19 protein-coding genes are annotated in these 22,352 nt (G+C 62.2%); 7 read left to right on the top strand and 12 right to left on the bottom strand.

What is annotated here, in order from left to right; translation table 11 throughout:
• Positions 1 to 35: 35 nt before the first annotated feature.
• The 5 genes from I2I05_RS07275 to I2I05_RS07255 all read right to left on the bottom strand — a co-directional run bounded on the left by I2I05_RS07275 (position 36) and on the right by I2I05_RS07255 (position 5,080).
• On the bottom strand, positions 36 to 1,097 hold the full coding sequence (locus I2I05_RS07275) for a glycosyltransferase (protein WP_196281579.1): 1,062 nt from the start codon (positions 1,095 to 1,097) through the stop codon (positions 36 to 38).
• 53 nt (positions 1,098 to 1,150) lie between these two features.
• Positions 1,151 to 1,831: a polysaccharide deacetylase family protein gene (locus tag I2I05_RS07270; RefSeq protein ID WP_196281578.1), complete on the bottom strand. Its 681-nt coding sequence runs from the start codon at positions 1,829 to 1,831 to the stop codon at positions 1,151 to 1,153.
• Between the two features lie 5 nt (positions 1,832 to 1,836).
• The gene (locus I2I05_RS07265; protein ID WP_196281577.1) at positions 1,837 to 2,346 is read right to left on the bottom strand and encodes a hypothetical protein; all 510 of its coding nucleotides are present in this window, start codon (positions 2,344 to 2,346) and stop codon (positions 1,837 to 1,839) included.
• A 101-nt stretch (positions 2,347 to 2,447) separates the two neighbouring features.
• A complete protein-coding gene (locus tag I2I05_RS07260; RefSeq protein WP_196281576.1) occupies positions 2,448 to 3,611 on the bottom strand; it encodes a glycosyltransferase family 4 protein in 1,164 nt (387 codons plus the stop codon).
• Entirely contained in the window at positions 3,608 to 5,080 is a 1,473-nt protein-coding gene (locus tag I2I05_RS07255) for an oligosaccharide flippase family protein (RefSeq protein WP_196281575.1), read from the bottom strand. The genes I2I05_RS07260 and I2I05_RS07255 overlap by 4 nt, the downstream gene beginning before the upstream one ends.
• Before the next feature lie 150 nt (positions 5,081 to 5,230).
• Between I2I05_RS07255 and I2I05_RS07250 the strand changes: the two genes are divergently transcribed.
• Together I2I05_RS07250 and I2I05_RS22315 are read left to right on the top strand one after the other, a co-directional pair.
• Positions 5,231 to 6,313, top strand: coding sequence for a GumC domain-containing protein (locus I2I05_RS07250; RefSeq protein ID WP_196281574.1), 1,083 nt, complete (start codon positions 5,231 to 5,233; stop codon positions 6,311 to 6,313).
• Complete coding sequence (locus I2I05_RS22315; protein WP_196281573.1) at positions 6,310 to 7,800, top strand: O-antigen ligase family protein; 1,491 nt, start codon at positions 6,310 to 6,312, stop codon at positions 7,798 to 7,800. Before I2I05_RS07250 ends, I2I05_RS22315 begins: the two co-directional genes overlap by 4 nt.
• Here I2I05_RS22315 and I2I05_RS07240 read toward each other — a convergent pair.
• Genes I2I05_RS07240 through I2I05_RS07230 form a run of 3 tightly spaced genes read right to left on the bottom strand, consistent with a single transcriptional unit; the run spans position 7,793 to position 10,600 of the window.
• The gene (locus I2I05_RS07240) at positions 7,793 to 9,097 is read right to left on the bottom strand and encodes a PP2C family protein-serine/threonine phosphatase (protein ID WP_196281572.1); all 1,305 of its coding nucleotides are present in this window, start codon (positions 9,095 to 9,097) and stop codon (positions 7,793 to 7,795) included. The two genes, I2I05_RS22315 and I2I05_RS07240, sit on opposite strands and share 8 nt — an antisense overlap.
• Before the next feature lie 49 nt (positions 9,098 to 9,146).
• Positions 9,147 to 10,298, bottom strand: coding sequence for an ABC transporter permease (locus I2I05_RS07235; RefSeq protein ID WP_196281571.1), 1,152 nt, complete (start codon positions 10,296 to 10,298; stop codon positions 9,147 to 9,149).
• A gap of 44 nt (positions 10,299 to 10,342) precedes the next feature.
• Complete coding sequence (locus tag I2I05_RS07230; protein WP_196281570.1) at positions 10,343 to 10,600, bottom strand: hypothetical protein; 258 nt, start codon at positions 10,598 to 10,600, stop codon at positions 10,343 to 10,345.
• Between the two features lie 233 nt (positions 10,601 to 10,833).
• On the opposite strand from I2I05_RS07230, the gene I2I05_RS07225 reads away from it, so the two are divergent.
• Positions 10,834 to 11,409, top strand: a complete 576-nt coding sequence (locus tag I2I05_RS07225) for a hypothetical protein (RefSeq protein ID WP_196281569.1) — start codon at positions 10,834 to 10,836, stop codon at positions 11,407 to 11,409.
• Positions 11,410 to 11,751: 342 nt separating this feature from the next.
• On the opposite strand, the gene I2I05_RS07220 is transcribed toward I2I05_RS07225, so the two are convergent.
• The gene (locus tag I2I05_RS07220; protein ID WP_196281568.1) at positions 11,752 to 12,972 is read right to left on the bottom strand and encodes a glycosyltransferase; all 1,221 of its coding nucleotides are present in this window, start codon (positions 12,970 to 12,972) and stop codon (positions 11,752 to 11,754) included.
• On the bottom strand, positions 12,969 to 14,042 hold the full coding sequence (locus tag I2I05_RS07215; protein ID WP_196281567.1) for a lysylphosphatidylglycerol synthase transmembrane domain-containing protein: 1,074 nt from the start codon (positions 14,040 to 14,042) through the stop codon (positions 12,969 to 12,971). Before I2I05_RS07215 ends, I2I05_RS07220 begins: the two co-directional genes overlap by 4 nt.
• A 120-nt stretch (positions 14,043 to 14,162) precedes the next feature.
• Between I2I05_RS07215 and ruvC the strand changes: the two genes are divergently transcribed.
• The gene (gene ruvC / locus I2I05_RS07210; protein ID WP_196282021.1) at positions 14,163 to 14,744 is read left to right on the top strand and encodes a crossover junction endodeoxyribonuclease RuvC; all 582 of its coding nucleotides are present in this window, start codon (positions 14,163 to 14,165) and stop codon (positions 14,742 to 14,744) included.
• On the opposite strand, the gene I2I05_RS07205 is transcribed toward ruvC, so the two are convergent.
• Positions 14,741 to 17,257, bottom strand: a complete 2,517-nt coding sequence (locus I2I05_RS07205; RefSeq protein WP_230688212.1) for a glycosyltransferase family 2 protein — start codon at positions 17,255 to 17,257, stop codon at positions 14,741 to 14,743. The two genes, ruvC and I2I05_RS07205, sit on opposite strands and share 4 nt — an antisense overlap.
• 262 nt (positions 17,258 to 17,519) lie before the next feature.
• Between I2I05_RS07205 and I2I05_RS07200 the strand changes: the two genes are divergently transcribed.
• Positions 17,520 to 18,911, top strand: coding sequence for a glycoside hydrolase family 2 TIM barrel-domain containing protein (locus tag I2I05_RS07200; protein ID WP_196281566.1), 1,392 nt, complete (start codon positions 17,520 to 17,522; stop codon positions 18,909 to 18,911).
• 63 nt (positions 18,912 to 18,974) lie between these two features.
• Here the strand turns inward: I2I05_RS07200 and I2I05_RS07195 are convergent, their stop codons facing one another.
• Positions 18,975 to 19,775, bottom strand: coding sequence for a PhzF family phenazine biosynthesis protein (locus I2I05_RS07195; protein ID WP_196281565.1), 801 nt, complete (start codon positions 19,773 to 19,775; stop codon positions 18,975 to 18,977).
• A 199-nt stretch (positions 19,776 to 19,974) separates the two neighbouring features.
• Between I2I05_RS07195 and I2I05_RS07190 the strand changes: the two genes are divergently transcribed.
• On the top strand, positions 19,975 to 20,544 hold the full coding sequence (locus I2I05_RS07190) for an RNA polymerase sigma factor (protein WP_196281564.1): 570 nt from the start codon (positions 19,975 to 19,977) through the stop codon (positions 20,542 to 20,544).
• Positions 20,541 to 22,340 carry an outer membrane beta-barrel protein gene (locus I2I05_RS07185; protein ID WP_196281563.1) on the top strand — a complete coding sequence of 600 codons (1,800 nt, stop codon included), beginning with the start codon at positions 20,541 to 20,543 and terminating at the stop codon, positions 22,338 to 22,340. The genes I2I05_RS07190 and I2I05_RS07185 overlap by 4 nt, the downstream gene beginning before the upstream one ends.
• Positions 22,341 to 22,352 lie beyond the last annotated feature (12 nt).

The raw sequence follows: 22,352 nt of genomic DNA, 5'->3' as shown, positions 1-22,352 counted from the left end.
GTAGCGGCGGCCCTTTCGGCTTGTGCCCGGCCTCTTTACTCGTAGCGTCTTCCCTTCCAGACGATGCCGCCGCCCAGCAGTCGGTAGCACACTAGGCCGACAGTCAGCCCAATGGTGTACACCTCAAATAAGGGCAACAAGTGCCACGCCAGCCGCAGCCCGGCCCGGCGGTGCGCAAAATGGGCCAAGCTTCCCTGCACCAGCACTTTCAAGCCCCAAATTCCCAGCGCAAACCCCGACCCGCCCGCCCATGCCACGGCCACCAGCGCCGGCCAAAATCCGCTGAAAAACAACAGTTCCAGGCGCAGGCGCAGCGGCAGCGCTTCCACGCCCTTCAGCCAGCGGCGGCGCTGCTTCATCAAGGCCGCCCAAGTGAGGATGGGCAACGAATCGGCCCGCACGGCGGGAGCATACACATTGCGGAAGCCGTAGCCTTGCTCCAGCGTGGCGTTGAAGAGGGCAAAGTCTTCGGTGACCGAGAACGGCAACGCTTCGTAGCCGCCGGTAGCCTGATAAGCGGCGCGGGTCACGAGCATGTTGTTGCCCATGGCCGTCACGGGCCGGCCCAGGTCGCTCACCACCTGCACCATGCTCAGCGACAGCAGCCAATCGATGCCTTGCAGCCGATGAAATAGCCGCGGCCCGCGCACCGCCGTGATGCCCGTGACCGTGCCCACGCCCGGCGCGGCATGCGCCAGCAGCCCTGCTAGCCAGGTAGGCGGCACGCTGATATCGGCGTCGGTAATAAAGAAGAAGTCTGTGGTCGCGAGTTTGGCCAAGTGGGCCAGCACATTCGCCTTGCCCCGGGCTTCGCCCAACGTGGCAGAAATGGGCACCACCCGAAACTGCCCGGCAAAGCCCTGCATGGCGGCGGCGGCCACGGCGGCAGTGCCGTCGGCGCTGGCATCGTCGCCAACCAATACCTCGATGAGTTCGGGCGGGTAGTGCAGAGCGCGCAGGCTGGCGAGGCAACGCGGCAGCGCCGAGGCTTCGTCGCGGGCAGCAATCAGCACGCTCACCCGGGGCAGCGGCGCGGGTAGCGCTCGGGCGGGCCGGGCCCCGCGCCGGCTGGCAAAGCGCCAAGCGGCGTACGCCATGCCCAGCAGCCAAATTGCCAGAAAACCGGAGGATAAGAGTAGCACTGCCCCGCTCACAGTACTGCAAATCCAAACCCCTGCCCCGCCAGGTGCGCCAGTAGCCGCGGCAACACAAACCGCAGCCGGGCGCTGGCCTTGTGGCTGTCATGAAACACCACAATATCGCCCGCGCGCACCGCCGCTAAGGTGAACCGCAGGCAATTTTCCGGGCTCAGGTCCGGGTCATAGTCCCGGGTCAGAACCGACCACATGGCCACGCGGTACCCGAGGCGCAGGGCTTGCAGCAACGGCCAGGTCAGCCGGCCGTGGGGCGGGCGAAAAAGCAAGTCGGGCGAGGTCAATTCACCAGGATGAGCTAAGCCAATTCCTGATAATTCCGCCTGGCAATCGGCAATGCCCTGCAAATAGTCAGCCCGCGTACTGGCCCAAGCGCTGCGGTGCCGGTGGGTGTGGTTGCCCAGGCGGTGCCCCGCCGCCAGGGTGGCACGGGCAATGGCCGGGTAGCGCGCCAGGTTTTCGCCCACGCAAAAAAACGTGGCGCGGGCGTTGAACGCGGCCAGCTGTTCGAGCACCCAGGGGGTTTCCTCGGGTATAGGGCCGTCATCAAACGTGAGGTACACGACGGGCGTGCCGCTCGCGGTGTGGTGCGGGCCGGTCCACTCGCAGCCGGGCAACAAGGTGTGCAGCAGCCGCGGCGGGCGCGTGAGCAGGGCGGCGTCGAGCCGGGCGCGCATCGGCATCAGGAGCGCACCACGCGCATAAACGGCGCTTCCTTATCGGGCCGCGGCCCCAGCACCGAAGCCAGGGTTTCGAGGAAAGCCAAGTGAGTATCGGGCTGGCCGCCCGCCGGGCCGCGGCCCAGGTGCCGGTGCACCTCGCCCGACCACTCCCCCACCAGCGTGGCGGTGCCGGCCGCGCTGCTCAGGCCCAGCGCGGCTTCCAGGGTGAAGTAGCGGGGGCGGGTTTCCACGGCTTCTGCATTGTCTGGATCGTCGTCCTCTTCGTACACCAGGGCCGAATAGTGTGCCTCCATGGTGGCCTGGGGGGGCGGCAGGTGCAGCAGCGCCGTGGCGCGGCCGGCTACTTCGTGCCAGCTCAGACGCAGGCCTTTGGGCGCTACTTTCTCGGCGGCAGGCAGGCTATCGGCCGCTTTCTCCCACATGTACAACAGCAGCTCGCGGGCCAGGTAAGGGTCGCGCAGCTCGCGGCGCACCGAGGCCGGCCGGCGCCAGGCCATCTGCGGGAGCATCACGTGAGTGAAATTATAGGGGTGCGACCGAGCCATTGACACAAAAGTAACGCCTGGCTTGATGAAGAATGAAGGCGGCTGGGCACCACGGCGCAAATTCCTCAGGCACGGCGGCGGGTCGCGGCCTCAATGGCCTCCCACAGGACCTCGGCGCTCCGCGTCCAGGAAAAACGGCGCAGGTTTTCGTGGCCCTTGGCGATGAGGTGCCGACGCAAATCCGCATCGCCCCACAGCTGAGTGAGGCCGGCGGCAATGCGCTCGACATCGTTGGGGTCGACCAGTAATGCCCCGCCCTTGCCGGCCACTTCCGGCATGGAGCTGACATTGGACGTGAGCACGGCGGAACCACTGGCCTGGCCCTCCACAATGGGAATCCCAAAGCCTTCAAAATAAGGCACGTACACCGTAGCTCGGGCCGCGGCGTACAGCCCGGCTAAATCGGCATCGACGACCCGGCCGGTGAAATGCACCGCCGTTTGGTGGCGCATGCGCTGGTAGGCCGTGAGGATGGGGCCGGCTTTCCAGGCCTTGCGGCCCACAATCAGCAGTTGGGCGTTGGCCGCGGCGGGGCCGCCCGTGGTTTTGAACAAGTCGAAGGCCCGCAGCAGGTTGCCCAGGTTTTTGCGGGGCTGCAAGGCGCCGACAAATAAAAAATACGGTTGCCCGTGGCTGAACCGCCGGCGAACTTCGCGTTGCCCGGCTTCGGGCTGGGGCTGAAAGAGGTCGGCCGGGGCGTTATAGGCGACGCTGATTTTAGCAGGCGAGAGGCCGTACGTCTTCACGATATCGGCCTTGGTGAACTCCGACACGGCCACCACCTGCTCCGAGGCCTTGGCAAAGCGCGGCATAAACCAATGGTAGTACTTGCGTTGCAACAGGCCCACATCGAGCGGGAAATGCTCGAAAGCCAAGTCGTGCACCACCGTCACGCGCGGAACTCGGGTGTTTAGAGTCGTAAAGCCATCGGGGCTGAGGAAGGCCGCGGGCTGGTGCTTGGCCAGCCACCGCGCTACCACGCCTTCAAACCATGCGACATACAGGAATGGATGCCGCGCGGGCGGAAACAGCACGTGCGGCACCACGTTGGGCCCCAGCAAATAGCGCGTGTCGTACGGCCGGTCGAAGAGGAAGTGAAATGTTACGTCCGGATGCAGGGCTACCAGCCGGCGCAGCGTTTCGTAGGTGAAGCGGCCAATGCCCTCCAATTGGTCGCCCGGCAGCAAAAACCGGGTGTTGACGGCGATATGAAGAGGGCGGCTACTCATGCTTTATGCCCCGGCAGCAACTGGCTGATTTCGCCTTGGCGCACCAAACCCGTCCCGAGAATAATTACTCCGAAAATCACCCCCATCAACAAGGCTTCCAGCCACCAGCCCAGGGCGTTATTCAGGCCGAATTGCAGGATGTACCACGTGCCGCACAGCAGGCCAAAAGCCAGCAGCAGGCGCGCCAATAGCCGAAACGGCACGCCTACCGCCGTGCGCCGCGCCACCAGCACCAGATAGCCTCCCGACACCGCTACGGCGCACAGCAGCGTATTCAGTGAGGCCGCCACGGCTCCGTAGCGGGGCAACAAAACCAAGTTCAGCCCGATGTTTAGGGCAATACTGCCCGCCACTAGCCAGCTCACGGCCCGCTCGTGGGTGGTGCTGGTGAGCAAGGTGCTATAAATGGCAAAAAAGGCGTGAACCAGCACGTTGAGAAATAAAATCTTCAAGCAAAAGGTCATGCGCGCCACCTCGGCTGGGGTGCTGTGCGTGAATTGCCAAAACAGCACCTCGCCCCGGAACAGCACGAAGGCCACCACAAACAGCAGCGGCAGCGTGACCACGCGCTGCCCAAACCACAGCAGCTGGCGCTGGGCCGCCGCATCGCGGGACACGCTGGCGAATTTCGCAAAAAACAGCGGCAATACCGTCCAGGCGTACATCATCACGGCATCGACCCAGCGGTAGGCCCCGGCGTAGTAGCCGGCCTCGATGGGTGAGGCCAAGCGTTCGAGCATCACCATGTCGATGCGCTCGTTGACGCCGTACAGCAGAGTCATGAGGGCAAACGGCAGGCTGGCCCGCAGCGCCGAGCGGGCTACAGGGCCGCGCCAGCGGTACTTCACCCGGCCAAAGAGGCGCGTCATCAGCCCGTAGAGCAGCACGGTGGTGAAGGCCGCCGCCGCCAGCCGGGCCCCCACGTAGCGGGGCAGCGTGAGGCCCACGGGAATGAGCACCACAACCGCTCCCAGCAGCAAAAATTTCTCGACTACCGAAAGCACGGCGTCGGTGTTGAAGCGCTGGCTGGCTTGCAGCGTGCCCCGCAAAAACTGCCCGTATTGGGCCAGCAGCAGGGCCGTGCCAATGGCACCCAGCAGCACCAACTCGCTGCCCCGGTAGCCCAGCACCCAGCCCACGGCCAGCATGGCGGCCAGGGCCACGGCGTTGAGGGCGCCGCGCAGGGGCAGCAACGTGGGAAAGGTTTCGGCCATAAACGTGGGCTCGGCAGCGCCGCGCTGCACGGAGTAGGGCGTCAGGCCCAGGTCGGAGAGGGCGGCCACGACCAGCGTGAGGGCCGACAGGGCCGTGATGAGGCCGAAAGTGGCGTGCCCGAGCCGGTCCTGCACCAGGTTTTCGACCACCACCCAGGCCGGCTTCACCAGCAGGTTGAGGAGGACGACGAAGCTGATATTGCCAAAAAACCGTTTGATACCGTCGAGTTCGCTAAGTCCGGATGTTAAAGCCAACGGCTCGCGCCGGCCGCGCAAAGCTACGCACCGCGCCGGGGCAGCCGCACCACGGGCCGCACCGGGCCATTTTCAGGCTATCTTTGCCCGCCACCGTTCCGCTGCCTGCCCACTACATATCAGCGCGGGGAACGTGGCCTTCCTCTCTGTATGTCTGCACCTTCTTTCTCGCTGGTGGGCCTCGGGCCCATTATCAACCGCTGGAAATACTTCGTGGCCGGGGCCGTGGCATTGGCCGCTTTGGTGAGCGTGGTAGTGGCCCTGATGCTGCCCAATGTGTACCGTTCCACCGCTGTTTTCATCCCGACCAACCCGCAAACGGCCGACCCCGACCGCCTGCTGGAAGACAACGCGATGACGCGCAGCAAGCTGGAACTGGCCAGCCGGGCCGAAGACCTGGACCGGGTCATCACCATCGGCGAGTCGCAGCCGGTGGCGGAATTGATTATCAAAAAGTTTGACCTCTACAAGCACTACAAGGCCGGCCCTCCAGGCGACGATGCCACCGACAATTTTGTCCTGAGCGAATTCAGCGGCAATTTCAGCATCGTGCACAACGAGCGCGACGCCATTGAGTTGACTTTCACCGACGAAGACAAAAACCTGGCGGCGGCCGTGGCCAATGCGATGGTTCACGTCATCGATTCGGTAAACCAGCAATTGACCCTGGAAAACCGCCGCACCGTGCTCGACCTCTACCGGCAGCGCTACGACTACCTCAGCATCAGCTTCGAGCGCAGCCGCCGCGAGCTGGTGGGGGCCCGCCGCCGCTACGGCATCTACGGCCTCGAAATGCAGGGCCGCTACATGGCCAAGCAAATCATCGAAACCGAGGCGGCTTTGCGCAAGGCCGAAGGCAGCGGCGGCGACGTGGCCGGCCTGCGCCGGGCGCTGCGCGGCCTCACCCGCGCCGACGGCGGCAACCTCATCAACCTGGAAAACTACGTGCAGGGCACCGACTCGCTCAACATGTTCAGCACACGCGTTATCGACTTGCAAACCCGCCTCATTGCGGCCCGCTCGGCTTTCGAGACGGCTGAATTGAGCATCAAAGGCCGGATTTCCAGCCTGTACTTGGTGCAGAAGGCCTACCCCGCCACTCGGAAGTTTAAGCCCGTGCGCACGCTCATCGTGCTGGGTTCCGTGCTGGTGACGTTCGCGCTTTCCGTTGTGCTCATTGCCTTGCTGGAGCTGTACCGCCACAACCGGCTCGGGACCACCCGCCCGGCGTGAACCCGCCCGTGAACGAGCTGCTGCACCGGCTTCGGCGCTCTTTAGATGGCGCCCAGCTCCTTTTTGTGGTATTTGTGCTGCTGCTAGTTGGTGGCGGGGCGGCGGCGGCATTGCGGCAGCAGCCGGCCCTGCTCCTGCCCGGCCTGCTGGTGGTGGGCCTGGCCGTGGCGCTGGTGGAGTGGCGCTGGCTGTACTACCTGCTGTTTTTTTTGCTGCCGTTTACGGAGGAAATCAGCTTGTTTGGGGGCTTGAGCATGGACGTGCCTTCCGAGCCGCTCATGTTGGCCCTCACGGCCTGCGTGGGCGTGGCGCTGCTACTACGCACCGGCCAACTGCCTCGGCGCGAGTGGTTGCACCCACTGGTGCTCATTCTGGGCCTCATGCTGCTCTGGACTGCCCTGGACACCGCCTTTTCGGTCGATAAAACCAAGTCCATCAAATACCTGCTGGCCAAGGCGTGGTACATCACGCCCTTCTTGCTGGGCACCCTGCTCATTGTGCGGCGCCCGCACGAAACCTGGCGGTTTGTGGCCGTTTATGCCACCGGGGCGTGCCTCAGCGTGCTCTACGTAGCGGCGCGCCATGCCACCAAAGGCTTCAGCTTTGAGGACATTAACTGGGCGTTGCACCCGTTTTTTCGCAACCACGTCATTTACGCTACCATGCTGGCGCTGCTCATGCCGTTTGGCTGGCTGGCCATGCGGGCGGCGCGCACCGCCGGAGTCCGGCTGCTTTGGCAAGTTGGGCTCGGTATTTTGCTATTTGGCTTGCTCACATCCTACACCCGGGCTTCGATTTTGTCGCTGCCCATCGCCGGGTTGTTTTATGTGGTGATGCGCTGGCGCCTAACGCGCCTGATGCTCGTGGCCGTGGCCCTGGGCACGTCGCTGGCGGTCAGCTACGTGGTGAGCGGCGACAACTACATGGAATTTGCGCCCAACTACGAGCGCACCGTTTTCAACGGCCAGAACTTCGAAAAGCACCTGACTGCCACTTATAAGCTGCAAGACGTGTCGGGCATGGAGCGGGTGTACCGCTGGGTAGCCGCCGCCCGCATGATAGCCGACAAGCCGCTAGTGGGCAGCGGCGCCGCCACTTTCTACCCCGAATACAAGCGCTACACCATCAAGAGCTTCCGGACTTACGTGAGCGACAACCGCGAGAAATCGACCACGCACAACTACTTTCTGCTACAGTTGGCTGAGCAGGGCATTCCCGGATTTCTGCTATTTCTGCTATTGGTAGCAACGTCTTTGCTGCGCGCCGAAAGTCTGTATCATCGGGCGCGGCAGCGGCCTGAGGTGCAACGGGTGGTGCTGGCTGCCGTGCTTGCCTTCGTCATCATCGTTTTCCACCTCACCCTGAATGAACTGGTGGAGGTTGACAAGGTTGGGCCGGTGTTTTTTATCTGCCTGGCGCTGCTCATACGCGCCGAAGCCTGGCTAGAAGAAGCAAACGAGCCTGCTTCGGAGAGCCAGCTTACTTGAAGCGGCAGCTCAGAATCGTAACGTCGTCGGCATACTGCGAATCCTGGGTGCTGAATTCGTTGATGGTATGCAGCAATTCCTGGTGCAGGCGGGCCAGCGGCAGGTAGCGGTTGCGCTGCAATACGGCCAGCACGCCTTCTTCGCCAAACTCGTTGCTATCGGCATCAAACACCTCGGTGAGGCCGTCGGTATAAAGCAGCAGCAGCGAACGGGGCGGTATCCTAATCTCGCCGACGCGCAGCAAGGGCAGCTCTTCCATGATGCCCAGCATCACGGTGCCATCCTTGAGGGTTTTCACGTCCCCGTCGTCGGTGATGAGCAGCGGGTCGTTGTGGCCGGCATTCACGTAGCGCAGGCAGCGGGTGCGGCGGTCGTAAATCCCCAAAAAGGCCGTGATAAACTTCTCGCCTCCGGAGTTGCGAAACAGCAGGTGGTTGAGCTCGGGCACGATGGTGGCGAGTTCTACGCCCTGGCGCAGCAGCGTGCGCAGGCCCGCCTGAAAATTCGACATCAGCAGGGAGGCCGGCACGCCTTTGCCGCTCACGTCGGCCACGCACAGCAGCAGGCGGTCGGCATCGATTTCGACCACGTCGTAGTAGTCGCCGCCGATTTCCGTGTGCGGTACGTAGCTGCGCTCAATACACAAGTGACTGTCGTTGGGCAGGTTGCGGGGAAACAGCATGGCCTGTACCTCCTGCGCAATCTCAATTTCCTTGCGCACGGCCGCATCGGCTACGCGCTGGGCTTGCAGGCGGCGGTTTTCCACGGCCCCAATCAGGGTGTTGGCCAGCGAGCCCAGAAACGGGATGAGTTGCTGGCGGTCAAAATCTGAGCGTAGACCGCCGACGAATACGTAGGCGGCCACTTGCTTCTGGCGCAGAATGGGGATGATGAGTTCGTACTTGTCCCACTCAGGCCCCAGGTGCAGGTCTTCCACGGCTTGCGGCTGCGTTACCCCGCCCTCAATCAGGAACGGCGAAAGCTTCAGTTTTTCGGCCTCGGCCAAGTCGCACCCCAGGGAAACCCGCACCCGAAAAATGTCGTCTTCGCGCGCAAACAAGAGGAGCTGCACCACGTTGCGCTGGCCCTGCAGGGTGAGGCGCAGCATGTGGTAAAGCTCGTCGACGGTATGGTCGCGGGCCGTCATGTCGTGCGCCACGCCCAATACGGTATCCAGCTCGAACTGCTTAAGCAAGAGTTGCCGCCGAAGCTGCTTGATTTGCTCATTGTGGGCCGCCTGCAGCTCGGAAGAGTCTACAAAAGGTGCCTCAGCAGAAATAGGAAGGGCAGGAGACATGTAAGCAAGGTAAGCAACGCGGGCGAAATATGCACGCGGTGGTGCAAATTTAGCCAGCCACCGGCGTTTTGGGGTCGTAGGCGTCGCGGAGGCCGTTGCCGAGGAGGTTAAAGCTGAGAACCAGCAGCGAAATAGCGGCCCCAGGGAGCAGCGTCAGCCACAAGCCGGCCTCGGTGCCGAGCAGGTCGTAGCCTTCCTTCACCATCAGGCCCCAGCTGGGCGCGGGGGGCTGCACGCCCAAGCCCAAAAAGCTCAGGCCCGCTTCCAGCAGAATGGCCGCCGCAAAGTTGCTCGTGGCCAGCACAATGAGCGGGCCGCGCATATTGGGCAGCAAATGCCGGGCAATGAGGCGTGGCGTGGGCAGGCCCAGTACCCGCCCGGCTTCCACGAACGTGGCCGAGCGCAGGCTGAGCATCTGGCCCCGCACCACGCGGGCCACATCCACCCACATAGTCAGGCCCACGGCCACGAAGCTGACCCACACGCCTTTGCTGTCGAGGGCCAGCGAAATGGCAATCACCAGCATGATGCCGGGAATGCTCCACACCACCGTCATCACGCCCAGCAGCACCGAATCGACCCAGCCGCCGAAGTACCCGGCCACGGCGCCCACGGCCATGCCGAGCACCAAGGAAATGAGCACCGCCACCAGCCCGATGCCCAGCGAAATGCGGGTACCCAGCAGCAGGCGGCTCAGCTCGTCGCGCCCGGCTTTGTCGGTGCCCAGCCAGTAGGTGCGGGTAATGAGGTGGTTTTGCTTCACCTGCGCTTGCAAGTCGGCGCGGGGGCCGGGGTGGCCCACCACCTCGGCCAGGGCCAGGCGCCGGAGCCGGCCGGCTTCGGCCGAATGCTGGCCCAGAGGTTTGAGGATAATGGAATCGCCAGCAAATTCGTAGCCGCCGATGGGGGTTTCCTGCACATCGGGCTCGCGGCCGCGCAGCCAGGTAGCGAAGAGGTTATCGGCGGCTTGGTTGTCGCGGGCCGAATCGGGCAGGGGCTGGCGCAACACCTGCACGCGCAGGCCGGGCCGCTCCTTCTGTATCTGCACAAAGCCGTGGTTGGCATTGGGCGAGTTGTCGGGCAGCACCCAGTAGCCCAGCAGCGCCACCAGTGTGCAGAGGACAATAAAGGCCAGTCCGGCCACGGCGGGCCGGTTTTGCCACAGGCGCTGGCGCACGTAGTAGCCCGGGGGCCGGGCCACCGAATTTGCTTTTGCCGCTGCTGCCGACACTGCCGTGGCCACCGCTAGCGGGTGTTGTGCTGCAACAGGCCTTCCTTGGAAGCCAGGTACGAGGCATCGCGGGCAATGGCGCCAAACGAGGTGGTTTCGTAGGCCAACTCGGTGTCGGGGTCGGGCCAAAAACTGCGGATGAGGCCCTGTTCCAGCAAGTTGCGCAGCTGCCCTTCCAAGTCGGCGGCGGGCAAGCCGGTTTTTTCCAGCAGCGTGCGGAACGGGGTAACGAAGTATAGCTCGTCGAGCAGGTCGAATTCGGGGTCAGTCACGGGGAATTTGGCGTGAGGAGGTAGTTGGGCAAATGTAAGCCCGGCTTGCTGCACCCAAAGCCATGGCTCACATCATTTGCATTCGCCCCAAAAGCTACATTGCAGGCACTAGCTTCGGGCCGGAGCCCATATTTGCAGCTTATTTGATGTTGGAATAACAGCGGCAAACACACCGGATTTAGCAAGGTTTATGCAATTGCATTAACCTGAATTTTGGACATAATTCTAAAAAAATGAATTCGAATAAACCAGCAAAGTCTTTTAATCCAATTCAAGTACTTGACGATAAAAATAATTATCAAAAATTTATTCTCGTTGAGAAAGATGGAAAGGCTAAAACAAGAATAATTTTATCCATTCCGGACATTGAATTAAGGGAACAGATTATTTGCAATCATTTTTTAAGCCGATATGTGCAAATATTTATCGAAGAAGATATCGGGGTGAGATTTATTTCTAGGGACAAACCTTGGGACTTCGAATTAGAGCTTAGTAATTCAGAGAAACTAATCATTGAAATAACAGCTATTGCGGATGAAGTCGATTTGTTCAAGACCTTCAAATACCAGGAAAGAATCACTCAAAAAAGCAATCACGAATACATAGAATTTCACGAATTAGTCAAACTGAATACCATATTTCCGAGCTTTGAAATCGAAAAGTTGATAAGCACTTTAAAACAACAAGGAATTAACAAGGATATGTTAATAGCAAATCCACATTACAAAAGCAAGTTCTTATTTCAAAGTCGAATAAGTGATGACTTAAAGTCCTTTAATGAATTAATGATAGAATCAATTAGAAAGTAAGTCAATAAAAATCATTCTGGAAAAGAAGATGTGATTTTGATAATAGACAACAGAACTGTTACTTATGAACTCGATGACATAATCAATCACCTTGACAATTTAGGAGACTATTTTGCAAATCTCCCCTTCAAAGAAGTTTGGCTGTACACGGGGTACTATTCAGATATCGATGGAAGTAACGCGGAGTATAGTTTTGCACCGTTAAAGCTTGAGGAGCAGAAACTTGAAAAGTTGATAAACAATTTAAAACAACAATAAATCGAATATTCATTCTATCATTTAAGCATTCGGGTGTGTTTATTTTTATATAATCTCCCATTACGTCAAGTTGCAATACGTCACCTAGCGCACTGCCCGCCCCTTCCACTGGTAGCCACCACGCCAGCCCGCCGCTCCCACCGCCAGCGCATACGGCGCATACAGTACCTGCAGCGGCAGCAGGCCCCACAGCCACTTGCGCTGGCCAAAAAACGCCAGCACCGGACTCAGAAACCAGGCATCGGCGCCCAGTTTGATACCCCACGCGGCCAGTACCCAGGGCCAGAGCACTGGCCACAGCAGCCCTGCTCCCAGCCCAGCGGTCAGGGCCACGTTGGCGCCCAGCACCAGCAGGGCCAGTCGGCGCGGCGCGGCACTCTGGTAATGCCGCCACTTGCTGGCCCAACGCACCCGCTGGCGCAGCAGCGAAGGCAATGTTTCTGGGGCGGCCGTGCGGACAATGGCGGCCGCATCGGCCAAAAAATGCACCGATTCCGGAAACGCCGCGTGAATTTTGTGCAACAAAAACTCATCGTCGCCGCTGGCCACATGCAGGTTATCCACGAAGCCGCCCACGGCCTCGAATGCTTCGCGCCGATAGGCCAGATTGGCCCCGTTGCACATGGTGGGCTGCTGGCGCGTGATGCAGGCCCCGCCCACTCCCACCAGCCCCGCAAATTCCAACCCCATCAGCAGTTGCAGCAAATTGGGCGGGCCCGTGAGCAGGACGGGCCCACTGATAAAATTGGCCTGGGGCGTCCGTTCCAGCAGCGCGGCGTAGGCCGCCAACCAGCCCGGCCCGACTCTGCAATCGGCATCGGTGCACACCAGCCACGGTGCGCGCGCCGCTTGCAGCGCCGCAAGCAGCGCCGCTTTCTTACCCGTTTGGGAGGAGGCCAGCGGGATTAGCCGCAATCGAAAGCCCATTGCCTGAGCAGCGGCCGCTACCAAAGCCGCCGTGGCATCGGTGGAGTGGTCGTCGGCAATCAGGACTTCGAACTGCGAACTGTGCAGCGTTTGGGCCGCCAGGTCTAGGAAGAGTTGCGGCAGGTTGGCGGCCTCGTTGCGGGCCGCGATGAGGACGGAGAACAGCGGCAACGTATCTGCTCCCCCCGCTGCCGATGGAAAGCTCTTGCTTTTGACTAAATTGGAAATTGTCTTGGAATCAAGCGTTGATGCTTGAGCATCGCTGCATGCGGGCTGCGTTTGCCGCGTGGCCCGGTACCAGCCGTCGCGCAGCCATACCATCAGGCCCGCGTATAGCAGCGGCAGGGCCAGCAGGGCCATTCCGGCGGCCACGGTCATCGGCCGGGGCGGGTTGAGCGCAGCACCCGCAGCCCCGGCACCAGCAATAGTCCGGTGGCGCTGGGCAAGGCAATATTTATCACCCACAGGCTCAGGCTGGCGCTGAGCACGGGCAGCGCGGGCTGCCCCAACAAGCCAAACAAGTGCGTAGCCGACAGCTCCCGAACGCCTACATCGGCCAGGGCATTGAGGGACGGCACGAGGGATTTCATCAGGAAAGTGCCCGCCACGGCCGCCAGCCCGGGCCCGAAGGGCGAGGCCGCACCATAGGCGTGAAGCAGCAGCAAAAACTGCGCACAAAATACCGCGTAGCGCAGTCCAGAGATGGCCAGCACCGCGTGCAGCGCCTGCGCCGGATACGTGGGCATGATGGCCAGCGCCGGCCGGAAGCGCCGCAACGGCCGCCACAGCCCCAGCGCCGCCAGCAGCAGCCGCGACCGATACAGCGGCACCAGCACCGCCAGGCAAATCAGGAGTGCTGAAACGCTAATGCCAACTCCCGCCGCCGGGTAGCCATTGAAATAAAAGGTCAGCAAAAAGTAGAGCAGCCCCGCCACGCCCGCCAGCACCGTGGCCACCAACTGGCAGTAGCGCCCCAGAAAAACCGCGCCCAACGCACTCACTCGGCGGCTTTTCAGCTCAATGATGCGGCCGGCGTAGTCGCCCACGCGGTTGGGCGTGGCAAAGCCCAGCGTGAGGCCCACCAGCACCGCCCGCAGGCTGCGCCCAAAAGTCACCGGCTCGAGGTGCCGGGCCAGGCGGTACCATTTCCAGGCCTCCAGGCCCCAGTTGACGGGCACCAGCGCCAGGGCCAGCAGAACCGGCGTGCGCCCGGCGCCACTGAGCGAGGTAGCCAGCAGCGTGCGCCAGGCCGCAGCCGTATCCGGCGCGGCAAAAATGGAATTGTAGAGAAAACCCAGCGTGAGAAGCGTAACCAGCACTTTGCCCCAGAACACCAAACGTCCCCACTTGCGCGGGCCGGGGCCTTTGTTGGGTTCGGGTTGGCTACGCGGTTCTGCGGGGAGCGGCACGGGCGCAGCCGAGGCCTTGTCTGCTTCGTAGCTTTGCAAAGGAGGCCTACTTCCAGTATTTATTTCTTCGCTTCCACCGTTCGCCTTCCCGCTCTCACTTTGGCCGCTCCCCTTCGCCCCCGCCCCGCTCCCGCCGTCGAGCTGCTGCCCAAGATTATCATGGGCGTGGACCCCGGCACCCAGATTATGGGCTACGCCCTGATTGAGGTGCGCGGCCAGCGGGTCGACGTGCTGTGCTACGACGTTATCAATATGAAGGCGCTGGGGTCGAATCACGCCGTAAAGCTAAAGCGGATTTTTGACCGCATGCTGGAGCTGATAGATGAGTACCTGCCCGATGAACTGGCCATTGAGGCCCCGTTTTTCGGGGTCAACGTGCAGAGCATGCTGAAACTGGGCCGGGCACAGGGCGTGGCCATTGCCGCGGCGCTCAGCCGGCAGATTCCCTACGTGGAGTATGCGCCCACCAAGGTAAAGCAGGCCGTTACGGGCTCGGGGGCGGCCACGAAGGAGCAAGTGGCCCACATGCTGCGCCAAACCCTTACGCTGCCGCCCATCGCGGAAGCCAGCAAGTTTCTGGACGCCACCGATGCGCTCTCCGTGGCGCTGTGCCACCACTACCAGAAGGGCAACAACGTGCAGGCCGGCAGCAAAAGCTGGGGCAAGTTCTTGGCCGACAACCCCAGTCGCCTCAATGCCACTACCACCACTAAAAAGACCCCGGCCAAAAAATCGGCTTAGCTTCCGGGGCGGCCAGGCAGGCGTACCGTTTGGGCAGTGCTGGGCGGGCGGCTAGCGGGCGAAAACAACACGGCTTTTACTTCCGGGTATCGCCCAACCAGTTGCTTGACCCATTGGTAAGAATTGGGCGTGTAGGGCTGCGGCACCAGCAGCAGAATGGGCTTGCTTTGCATCTCAATCTGGGCGGCCACCTGCTGGCGGAAGGGCGCGTAGCAAGCAGCCGTCAGGGTTTGGGCCGAGGCGGTGCGGCAGTCGCTGGCCACCCACGTCACGTTGGCTGAACCGGGGAAATAAGCAGAGATGGAATCAGGCCGCGGGGGCGTCCACACCCACACCACGGTGGTATCACCGGTGTCGCGGTAGCTTTTCACCAGTTTGCGCCAGGCCGTGCGGTGGGCTGCGGGGGGGGATGGCGGAAAAATGGGACGCAGCAGTAGCTGGTTTTCGTGGCCAACGAGGCGGAGCACTTGCTCCTGAAACGCCCGGTTCTCGGTTGCCGCCTCGGGCACCGTCCAGGTGAGAACCGGAATATCGCCGCGCTGGTTTATCTCCTCAATGGCTGCCACCGGCACCTGCGGAGAAGCCGAGGCCGGCAGTTCTAAACTGATGAGCTGGCTGGTGGCCCCCGGCGACGAGTCCCAGGTGATGCCGGGCCAATTGGTGGAAACCGGCGAAGCCTGCACGGGCAGCGGTGCCACGGCCCCCGCTGCCGGCTGGCCGATGCGCATTGGCCCGAAGCCGGTGTGGGCCCAGATGTAATCATCGGAAATCGATACCTGCTCGTGCCACTGCACCAGCACGACCCCTGCGCTGGTCAGCGTATGCAAAATGGCCAGCCCCGTGGCAAAGGCCACGGAGCCCGTGCGCAGCCGCCGGGTAATAATGCCGCCACCTGCCGCCAGCAAGCTTTCCACCCATTGCTTGAGGGCGTGCAACGGCCGCGCCGACCACAGCAGCGAACGCAGGCCGCGGAGCAGCGCATGCTGGGCCATGAGCACCGATACCAGCAAAATAAAGGCGTTGATGAGCGCCAGGGTGGCCATCAGCTTGGTGTAGGGCCCCCGAATGCCTTGTACCTGCATGCTGTACGCAGCCGCCCCGATGGACAGGAAGGCCAGCAGCAGGTTGGGCAGGCACAAGAGCCATTCGTTCTTCAGTTTCCCTTCTTTCGGCGTTGGAATGTAGGGCACCTTCACGTTGAGAAAGGTGTAGACCAGGCCCAGCGAATACACCCACCAGGTGGCAATCCGCAGGAAGCCGCCGGCCAGGTGCAGGCCCGGTTCGTGGGGCTCGCGCAGCCACTGCTGGGCGTTGTAGCGAATAAGCAGGCCCACCAGCGTGACGGGCAGCATGTGCAAGGCAAACTCGGGCAGCGACAAATGCCACGGAAATTCCAGCAGCAGCAACGACGCCACGGGCACGGCAATGTCAATCAGGGCCACCACTCCCGAAAAGAAGTACAGCGGCAGGGTGAAATAGTGCACCCGCTGCCGCCAGCTGAAGTTTTTGAACAGCTTTGGGTACACGTGCGCCAGCAAATCGAACGTGCCGCGGGCCCATTTTAGCTGCTGCATGTAGAAGGCGCCGAGCGAGGAAGGCACCAGGCCCCGGCTCACCACCACGGGGGCGTAAATGGATTTCCAGCCGGCTGCGTGCAGGCGCATGGCCGTGTGCATGTCCTCGGTGAGGCCAGGGGCGTGCCCGCCAATGCCATCGAGCGCCAACCGGCGAAAGGTGCAGTTGGCCCCGATGGCCTGCACGGTATTGTAGCTGTTCATGCCCATCATCAGCGGGCCGTAGAAATGGTAGGTTTGCTCGGCGGCGCCCCGGGCCACGAGGCTATCTTTTTGGTTGCCATAAGCTTGCACTACCTGCACATAACCCACGGTGGGGTCTTCGAAGTAGGCCATCACCTGGTCCAGAAAATCGGGCGTGACTTCGTGGTCGGGGTCGAGCACCACGCAGAACTCGCCGGTGGCCTGGCGTAGCGCGTTGTTGATGTTGCCCGCCTTGGCGTTCTTTTTCTCCGTCCGGGTCACGTGCACCACGCCCAGCCGGTCGCACACTGCGCGCAGCACGGGGTCGTTGCCTTCGTCGCAGAGGTAGGTGGTGTGCGGGTAGCGCACGGCCACCAGGGCCTCCAGGCTCCGAATAATCATGTCGTGCGGCTCGCCGGGACAGGCCGTGGTCAGCATGTCCACTTGGCGCAGGGGCGCACCGGGCGCCACGGCCGGCGCAATTGGCTCCTTCACGTGGACGTAGTGGTACCACTCGTGCAGCATGCGCAGCATTTTGTAGCACAAAGAAAACGTCAGCAGCCAGTACAGCGGGGCATAGCCGACGTGGTCAGAATCGGCAAACCACCAGAAGAACTGCACCAGCAGCGCAATCCCTATCACCACGAGGATGCGCATCTGCTTCGTGCCTTTCGCGTCCTGGAACTGCACCCTGGGCGGTGGAAGCACTTTATTCGCCGGCTGTCGCTCTTCGACTGAAAGGGGTAGATGATTCATTAACACAATCTGAAGCCGTATTGAAGTTAATATATATTTTCACAAATCCTTAGTAATGAATGCATTTTATCTCTGCAATGGTGATGCGGCCCCTTTTAGGCCCCTGCCAGCCTAAGGCTGCAAACGCAAAATAAAAATGCGTTGTCGGATTGCAAGATTAAGAATTTTTACGACCTTCGAACACATTAAAATTTATTTATTAATTGCTTTAATTCAATTAAACCCCACTATACCTGTTACGATAGTGCCTGTAACTAACCACATGACCGTTTTTCGCTTTCCGAAGGGAAGCCGGTTGCGCTCAATTATTTGGGTATGGCTGTGCTTTTTGTGGGTGGGGTGCCGGTCTGCTCCCGAACTGGTGGTTGAAACAGTGGAGCCATTGCACCCCGCGGCGGGGGTGGTGCCCGTGCGGGTGGTGCGCACCGCCAACCGCTACGAGCTGCAGCGCGCCGGCAAGCCCTACCTGATAAAAGGAGCCGCCGGCGTGCAGCACTTCGACCGCATCCGGGAGCGCGGGGGCAACTCCGTGCGCATTTACACGGCCAACTACGCCGATGTGCTGATGGACCAGGCGCAGCGCCACGGCCTGACGGTGATGTTTGGCCTCTGGATGAAGCCGCCCTACGAAAAATTCGACTATTACGACCCCAAGGCCGTGGCCGAGCAGCAGCAGGAGGTGTACCGGCAAGTGCAACGGTTCAAAAACCATCCGGCGCTGCTCATGTGGAACCTGGGCAACGAGCTGGACAACCACTACGGCGACTTCAAGGTGTATCAGATTGTGAACGAGACGGCCCGGATGATTCACAAGCTGGACCCCAACCACCCCGTCACCACCACCATCACCGATGGCACGTACTCGCTGCCGGCCATTGCGCACCTTTGCCCCGATGTCGACGTCCTCACGGTCAACGTGTTCACCAAGCTAGCCGAGCAGCCCCAGCGCATGACCGAAGCCGGCTGGACAGGCCCTTACATCATCGGCGAGTTTGGCGGGCGCGGGTGGTGGGAATCGCCCCTCACCAGTTGGGACGCCCCCCTCGACCAGAGCGGCACGGCGAAGGCTGCGTTTTTGCGCCACGGCTACCAAGCCACCATCGAAGGCAAACGCGCGAAGTGCCTGGGCTCGTACGTGCTGTATTGGGGCAACCGCTTCGAGCAGACGGATATGTGGCTGAGCATGTTTGCGCCAACCGGCGAGAAAACCCCTATGGTGGACATGATTGAGATGCTGTGGACCAATAAAACGCCCGCCAATCAAGCCCCGAACGTCGGCTTCGTGCGGGTGAACCGCAAACGGGATTACGACAACGTCGCCCTCCGGCCCGATACCGACTACCCAGCCTCCGTGAGTGCCGTGGACCCCGACGGCGACTCCCTGCGGGTGGAATGGAAAATAACCCGCGACGTGGACGAGTTTCACACCCTGCCCCACAACCGCACCGCGCCCGAAGCCATTCCCAGCGCCATCCGAGAGGCCCACGGGCTGACCGCCGTGGTGCACACCCCCAAAGCGCGCGGCGCCTACCGCCTGCTCGTTAACGTGTACGACGGGCAGGGCAGCGTCTCGAACAATAGCTTTCCGTTTTTCGTGGGCACCCCCGACCACCCGGAAATTGGCATCCACATGCCCAAGTACCGGCGCGACTGAGCCCTCCGTCCTCCAAAGCCTTCCTGACTACCGACGGCGCCCATTTTAGTACCGCAGTAGGTACTACACGAAAATTTCTCCCGTCTTATACGTCACCGCGTAGCCGCTGATGTCCACCCGGTCCTCGCGCAGGCGGCACCACAGGTCCCCACCGCGGGGCGAAATCTGGCGGGCCCGCAACTCGTTTTTGCCCAGTTTGTTGGCCCAATAGGGAATCAGGGTGCTGTGGGCCGAGCCGGTAACGGGGTCTTCGGGCACGCCCACGCGGGGCGCAAAGAAGCGCGAAACGAAATCAATGCCATCCGCCGCCGCGCCGGGAGCGGTGGCAATCACGCCCACGTATTCGAGGGACGCAATGCAGGCAAAGTCGGGCTTCAGGGCCCGCACTTCGGCTTCGGAGTTGAACACGGCCAGCAGGTCGCGGGACGCGAGCACCTGCAGCGGCGTGGCGCGCAGGCCATCAACCAGCCCGGTGGGGTGCCCGGCCAGCAACTGCGGCGGCCGCGAAGGAAAATCGAGCGTCAGACGGCCGTCGGCCTCCCGCGACACCCGCAACGGCCCGCTCTGGCTATGAAAAACCACCTCCGGTCCGGCAAAGCCCAGGTGGGAAAACAGCACGTGGGCCGAGGCCAGCGTGGCGTGGCCGCACAAGTCGATTTCGACGGCCGGCGTGAACCAGCGGATGTCGTATTCGGCAGCCGAGCTGGGCCGGGGCACAAAAAAGGCCGTTTCGGCCAGGTTGTTTTCGGCCGCTATCTGCTGCATCAGCTCCGCGGGCAGCCAGGTTTGGAGCGGGCACACGCCGGCCGGATTGCCGGTGAAAGGACATTGGGCGAAGGCGTCGACGTGGAAATAGCGTATCACGGAGTTCGGAGGGGGTTTAGGGGGTTGGCGGATTGCTTCGGCAAGAATACGGCGCAGCCCGCCGCGGTGGGCAGTAGGTTACTTCTTGGAAAAGCAAATTGTGAAATAAATTTAGGGGCCGTGCAACTTCGGGGTTTACCCGCCGGTCAGGCTTTCACGAGGCGGGTGCTGTACAGCCGGCCTTTCCTAACTTTCTTCTATGCCGCCTACCATTGCCCCGGTCGATGAGGCGTTGCTGGCGGCCTGCCGGCGCGGCGAATCGGCGGCGCAGCACCGGCTTTACCAAAAGTTGTCCTATTTGCTCATGGGCGTGTGCCTGCGCTACTGCCCCAACCGGGCCGAGGCGGAAGACGCGCTGCAAAACACTTTCGTCAAAATCTTCACCCGCCTCGACCAATACCGGGGCCAGGGCCCGTTTGAGGCGTGGGCCCGGCGCATTGCCGTCACCACCTCGCTGCATGCCGTGGAGCAGCACCGCCTGCGCCACCCCGGCCCGGGCCCCGACCTCGACGACCTGGCCGGCGACCTGCCCAGCGCCGAGCCCTCGCCCCTGGAGCAGCTGGCGGCCGACGACCTGTTGGCCCTGCTGGCCACGCTCCCGCCCGGCTACCGCACGGTGCTCAACCTCTACGCCGTGGAGGGTTACTCTCATCAGGAAATCGGCGAGCTGCTGGGCATCGCCGAAGGCACTTCCAAATCGCAGCTGGCGCGGGCCCGTCGGCTGCTTCAAACCCGCCTGGCGGCCCACCATCACCCGCAATTGCCATGACCGACCGCAAACCCGACGACTTATTTGATGCCCTGCGCGACCGCCTGGCCGATTACGGCCAGGAACCGCCTGCGCAGCTCTGGGCCGGGATTCGGGCCCAGCTGCCACCGCCGGTGGCGCAACCCCAGCTTCGGCGCCGCCGCCGCCGCTGGGCCCCGCTGGGCCTGTTGCTTTTGCTGTTCACCGTGGGCGGCGGGGCGGGCTGGCTTTGGTGGAAGCCGGGCCGCGCAACCCGAACGACGGCCACTTCGCAACCAGCGGCGGTGGACATAGCCGCTGTGAATACCGACCAGCCAGCGACAACGGGCAATAAAAAATCTGCTTCCGGCGCCGCAACAACGGAATCCTACGACCAGCCTACTTCTGCTACTCAAGCCGAAGAGCGAGCAGTTGCTTCGGTTAAAGCCGCTGCTCCTTCTACTCAACCTCTTGGTTCGTCAGCCAATAATCCGGACCTGACAAAGGCTTCTTCGGCCATTCGTTCGTCCGTGGCCAACGCGCCGAGCCGGGCTACCACTAGCGCCGCTGCCCGCGTAAGCGGTGCCCGCGTCGCAACTCGGCCAAGCGCTATAACGGCAGCCGCTGGCGCGATAGCCAGCAGCCGAAGCAAAACGCGACGGGCCAAAGAGTTGGAAAATGGTGAAATGTTGGTGGCCGCCAACCGCACCACTCGCTTATCGGCAGCCCGCACCCTGCGCGGCCAAGCAAGGCGGCCAAAATCGGCGGCCACTTTCCCTTCGGCTGAACCCAACCAGATTTCGTCAAGTGCCACGCAACCAAGCGGCCGCGCTGCATCACAACGGCCAAAGGCCGGCCCGACCGTTGCTACGGCGGCCCATGCGCTGTCCGTCCAAAAACCCAATCCGTCGTTGCCAGCCGGCATCAATGCATTGGCAGGCGTACCGGCCACAAGCGTGGCCGCAGCTGCCAACGCGGCCCTGCCCCTATCGGAGCGAGTTGCCGAAACCAGCGTGCAATCCCGCGTGGCAGTCCTTCAACTAGCCACTTCCCCCCTCTCGTCGGTTCTGCAGCTCACTCCCGTGGAGGTCGATAAGCCCCCGGTTCCTCCAATCGCGACGCGCTGGGCCGTGCAGGTACTGGCTGGCCCGGCCCTCACCTACCGGCAGCTAGCAGCCGGGGCGCAGACCAAAGCGCCGTCGCCGTTACCGGCTCCTCTACCAGTGCGCGGCCAATTAGTTGCGGTAGGCCGCAATGCTAGCGGCGTGGCAGACTTGGAACGCCCGGCCCTGGGCAGCGGCGCCCAAGTGACGGTGCGCCACACGCTCACCAAGAACTGGAATGTTAGCGCGGGCCTGGGTTACTCGGAATACGCCACCCGGCTGGTCATCAAGCAAGTTTATTCCAACAATTTTAGCTCCACCATTCCCAACTCTATTGACTCTACTGGCACCAGCTTCCGCCGGCGCGACACCTATCGGTTTGCCACCGTTCCCCTGCGGGTGGGCTACGGGTGGGCGCCCACGGGCCGCTGGCGCGTGGGCCTGGTAGCCGGAGTTGATGCGGCCCTGTACGTGGGCGGCAACAGTACCGAAGGCAGTAGCTGCGCCTGCACCACCCAAAACTGGGGCTTTTCGGGCAGCCCTTACCGCCGCTTCAGCTTAGGCACGAGCCTGGGGGCCGATTTCCGCTACCAACTCACCGGCCAATGGGAACTGGTGGCCCAGCCCACGGCCACCTACTTTCTCACGCCGCTCACCTCGGTCCGGTCGGGGTATTATCCGCGGCGTCCCCTCGGGGCCACGGCGCTGCTGGGCGTTTCGCTCAATCTGCCCTAAAAACCTGACGTT

This window comes from Hymenobacter jeongseonensis (genome assembly GCF_015694725.1).
GTDB lineage: Bacteria > Bacteroidota > Bacteroidia > Cytophagales > Hymenobacteraceae > Hymenobacter > Hymenobacter jeongseonensis.
The sequence above is the reverse complement of the archived record's forward strand: the minus strand, read 5'-3'. Positions and strand labels throughout refer to the sequence as shown.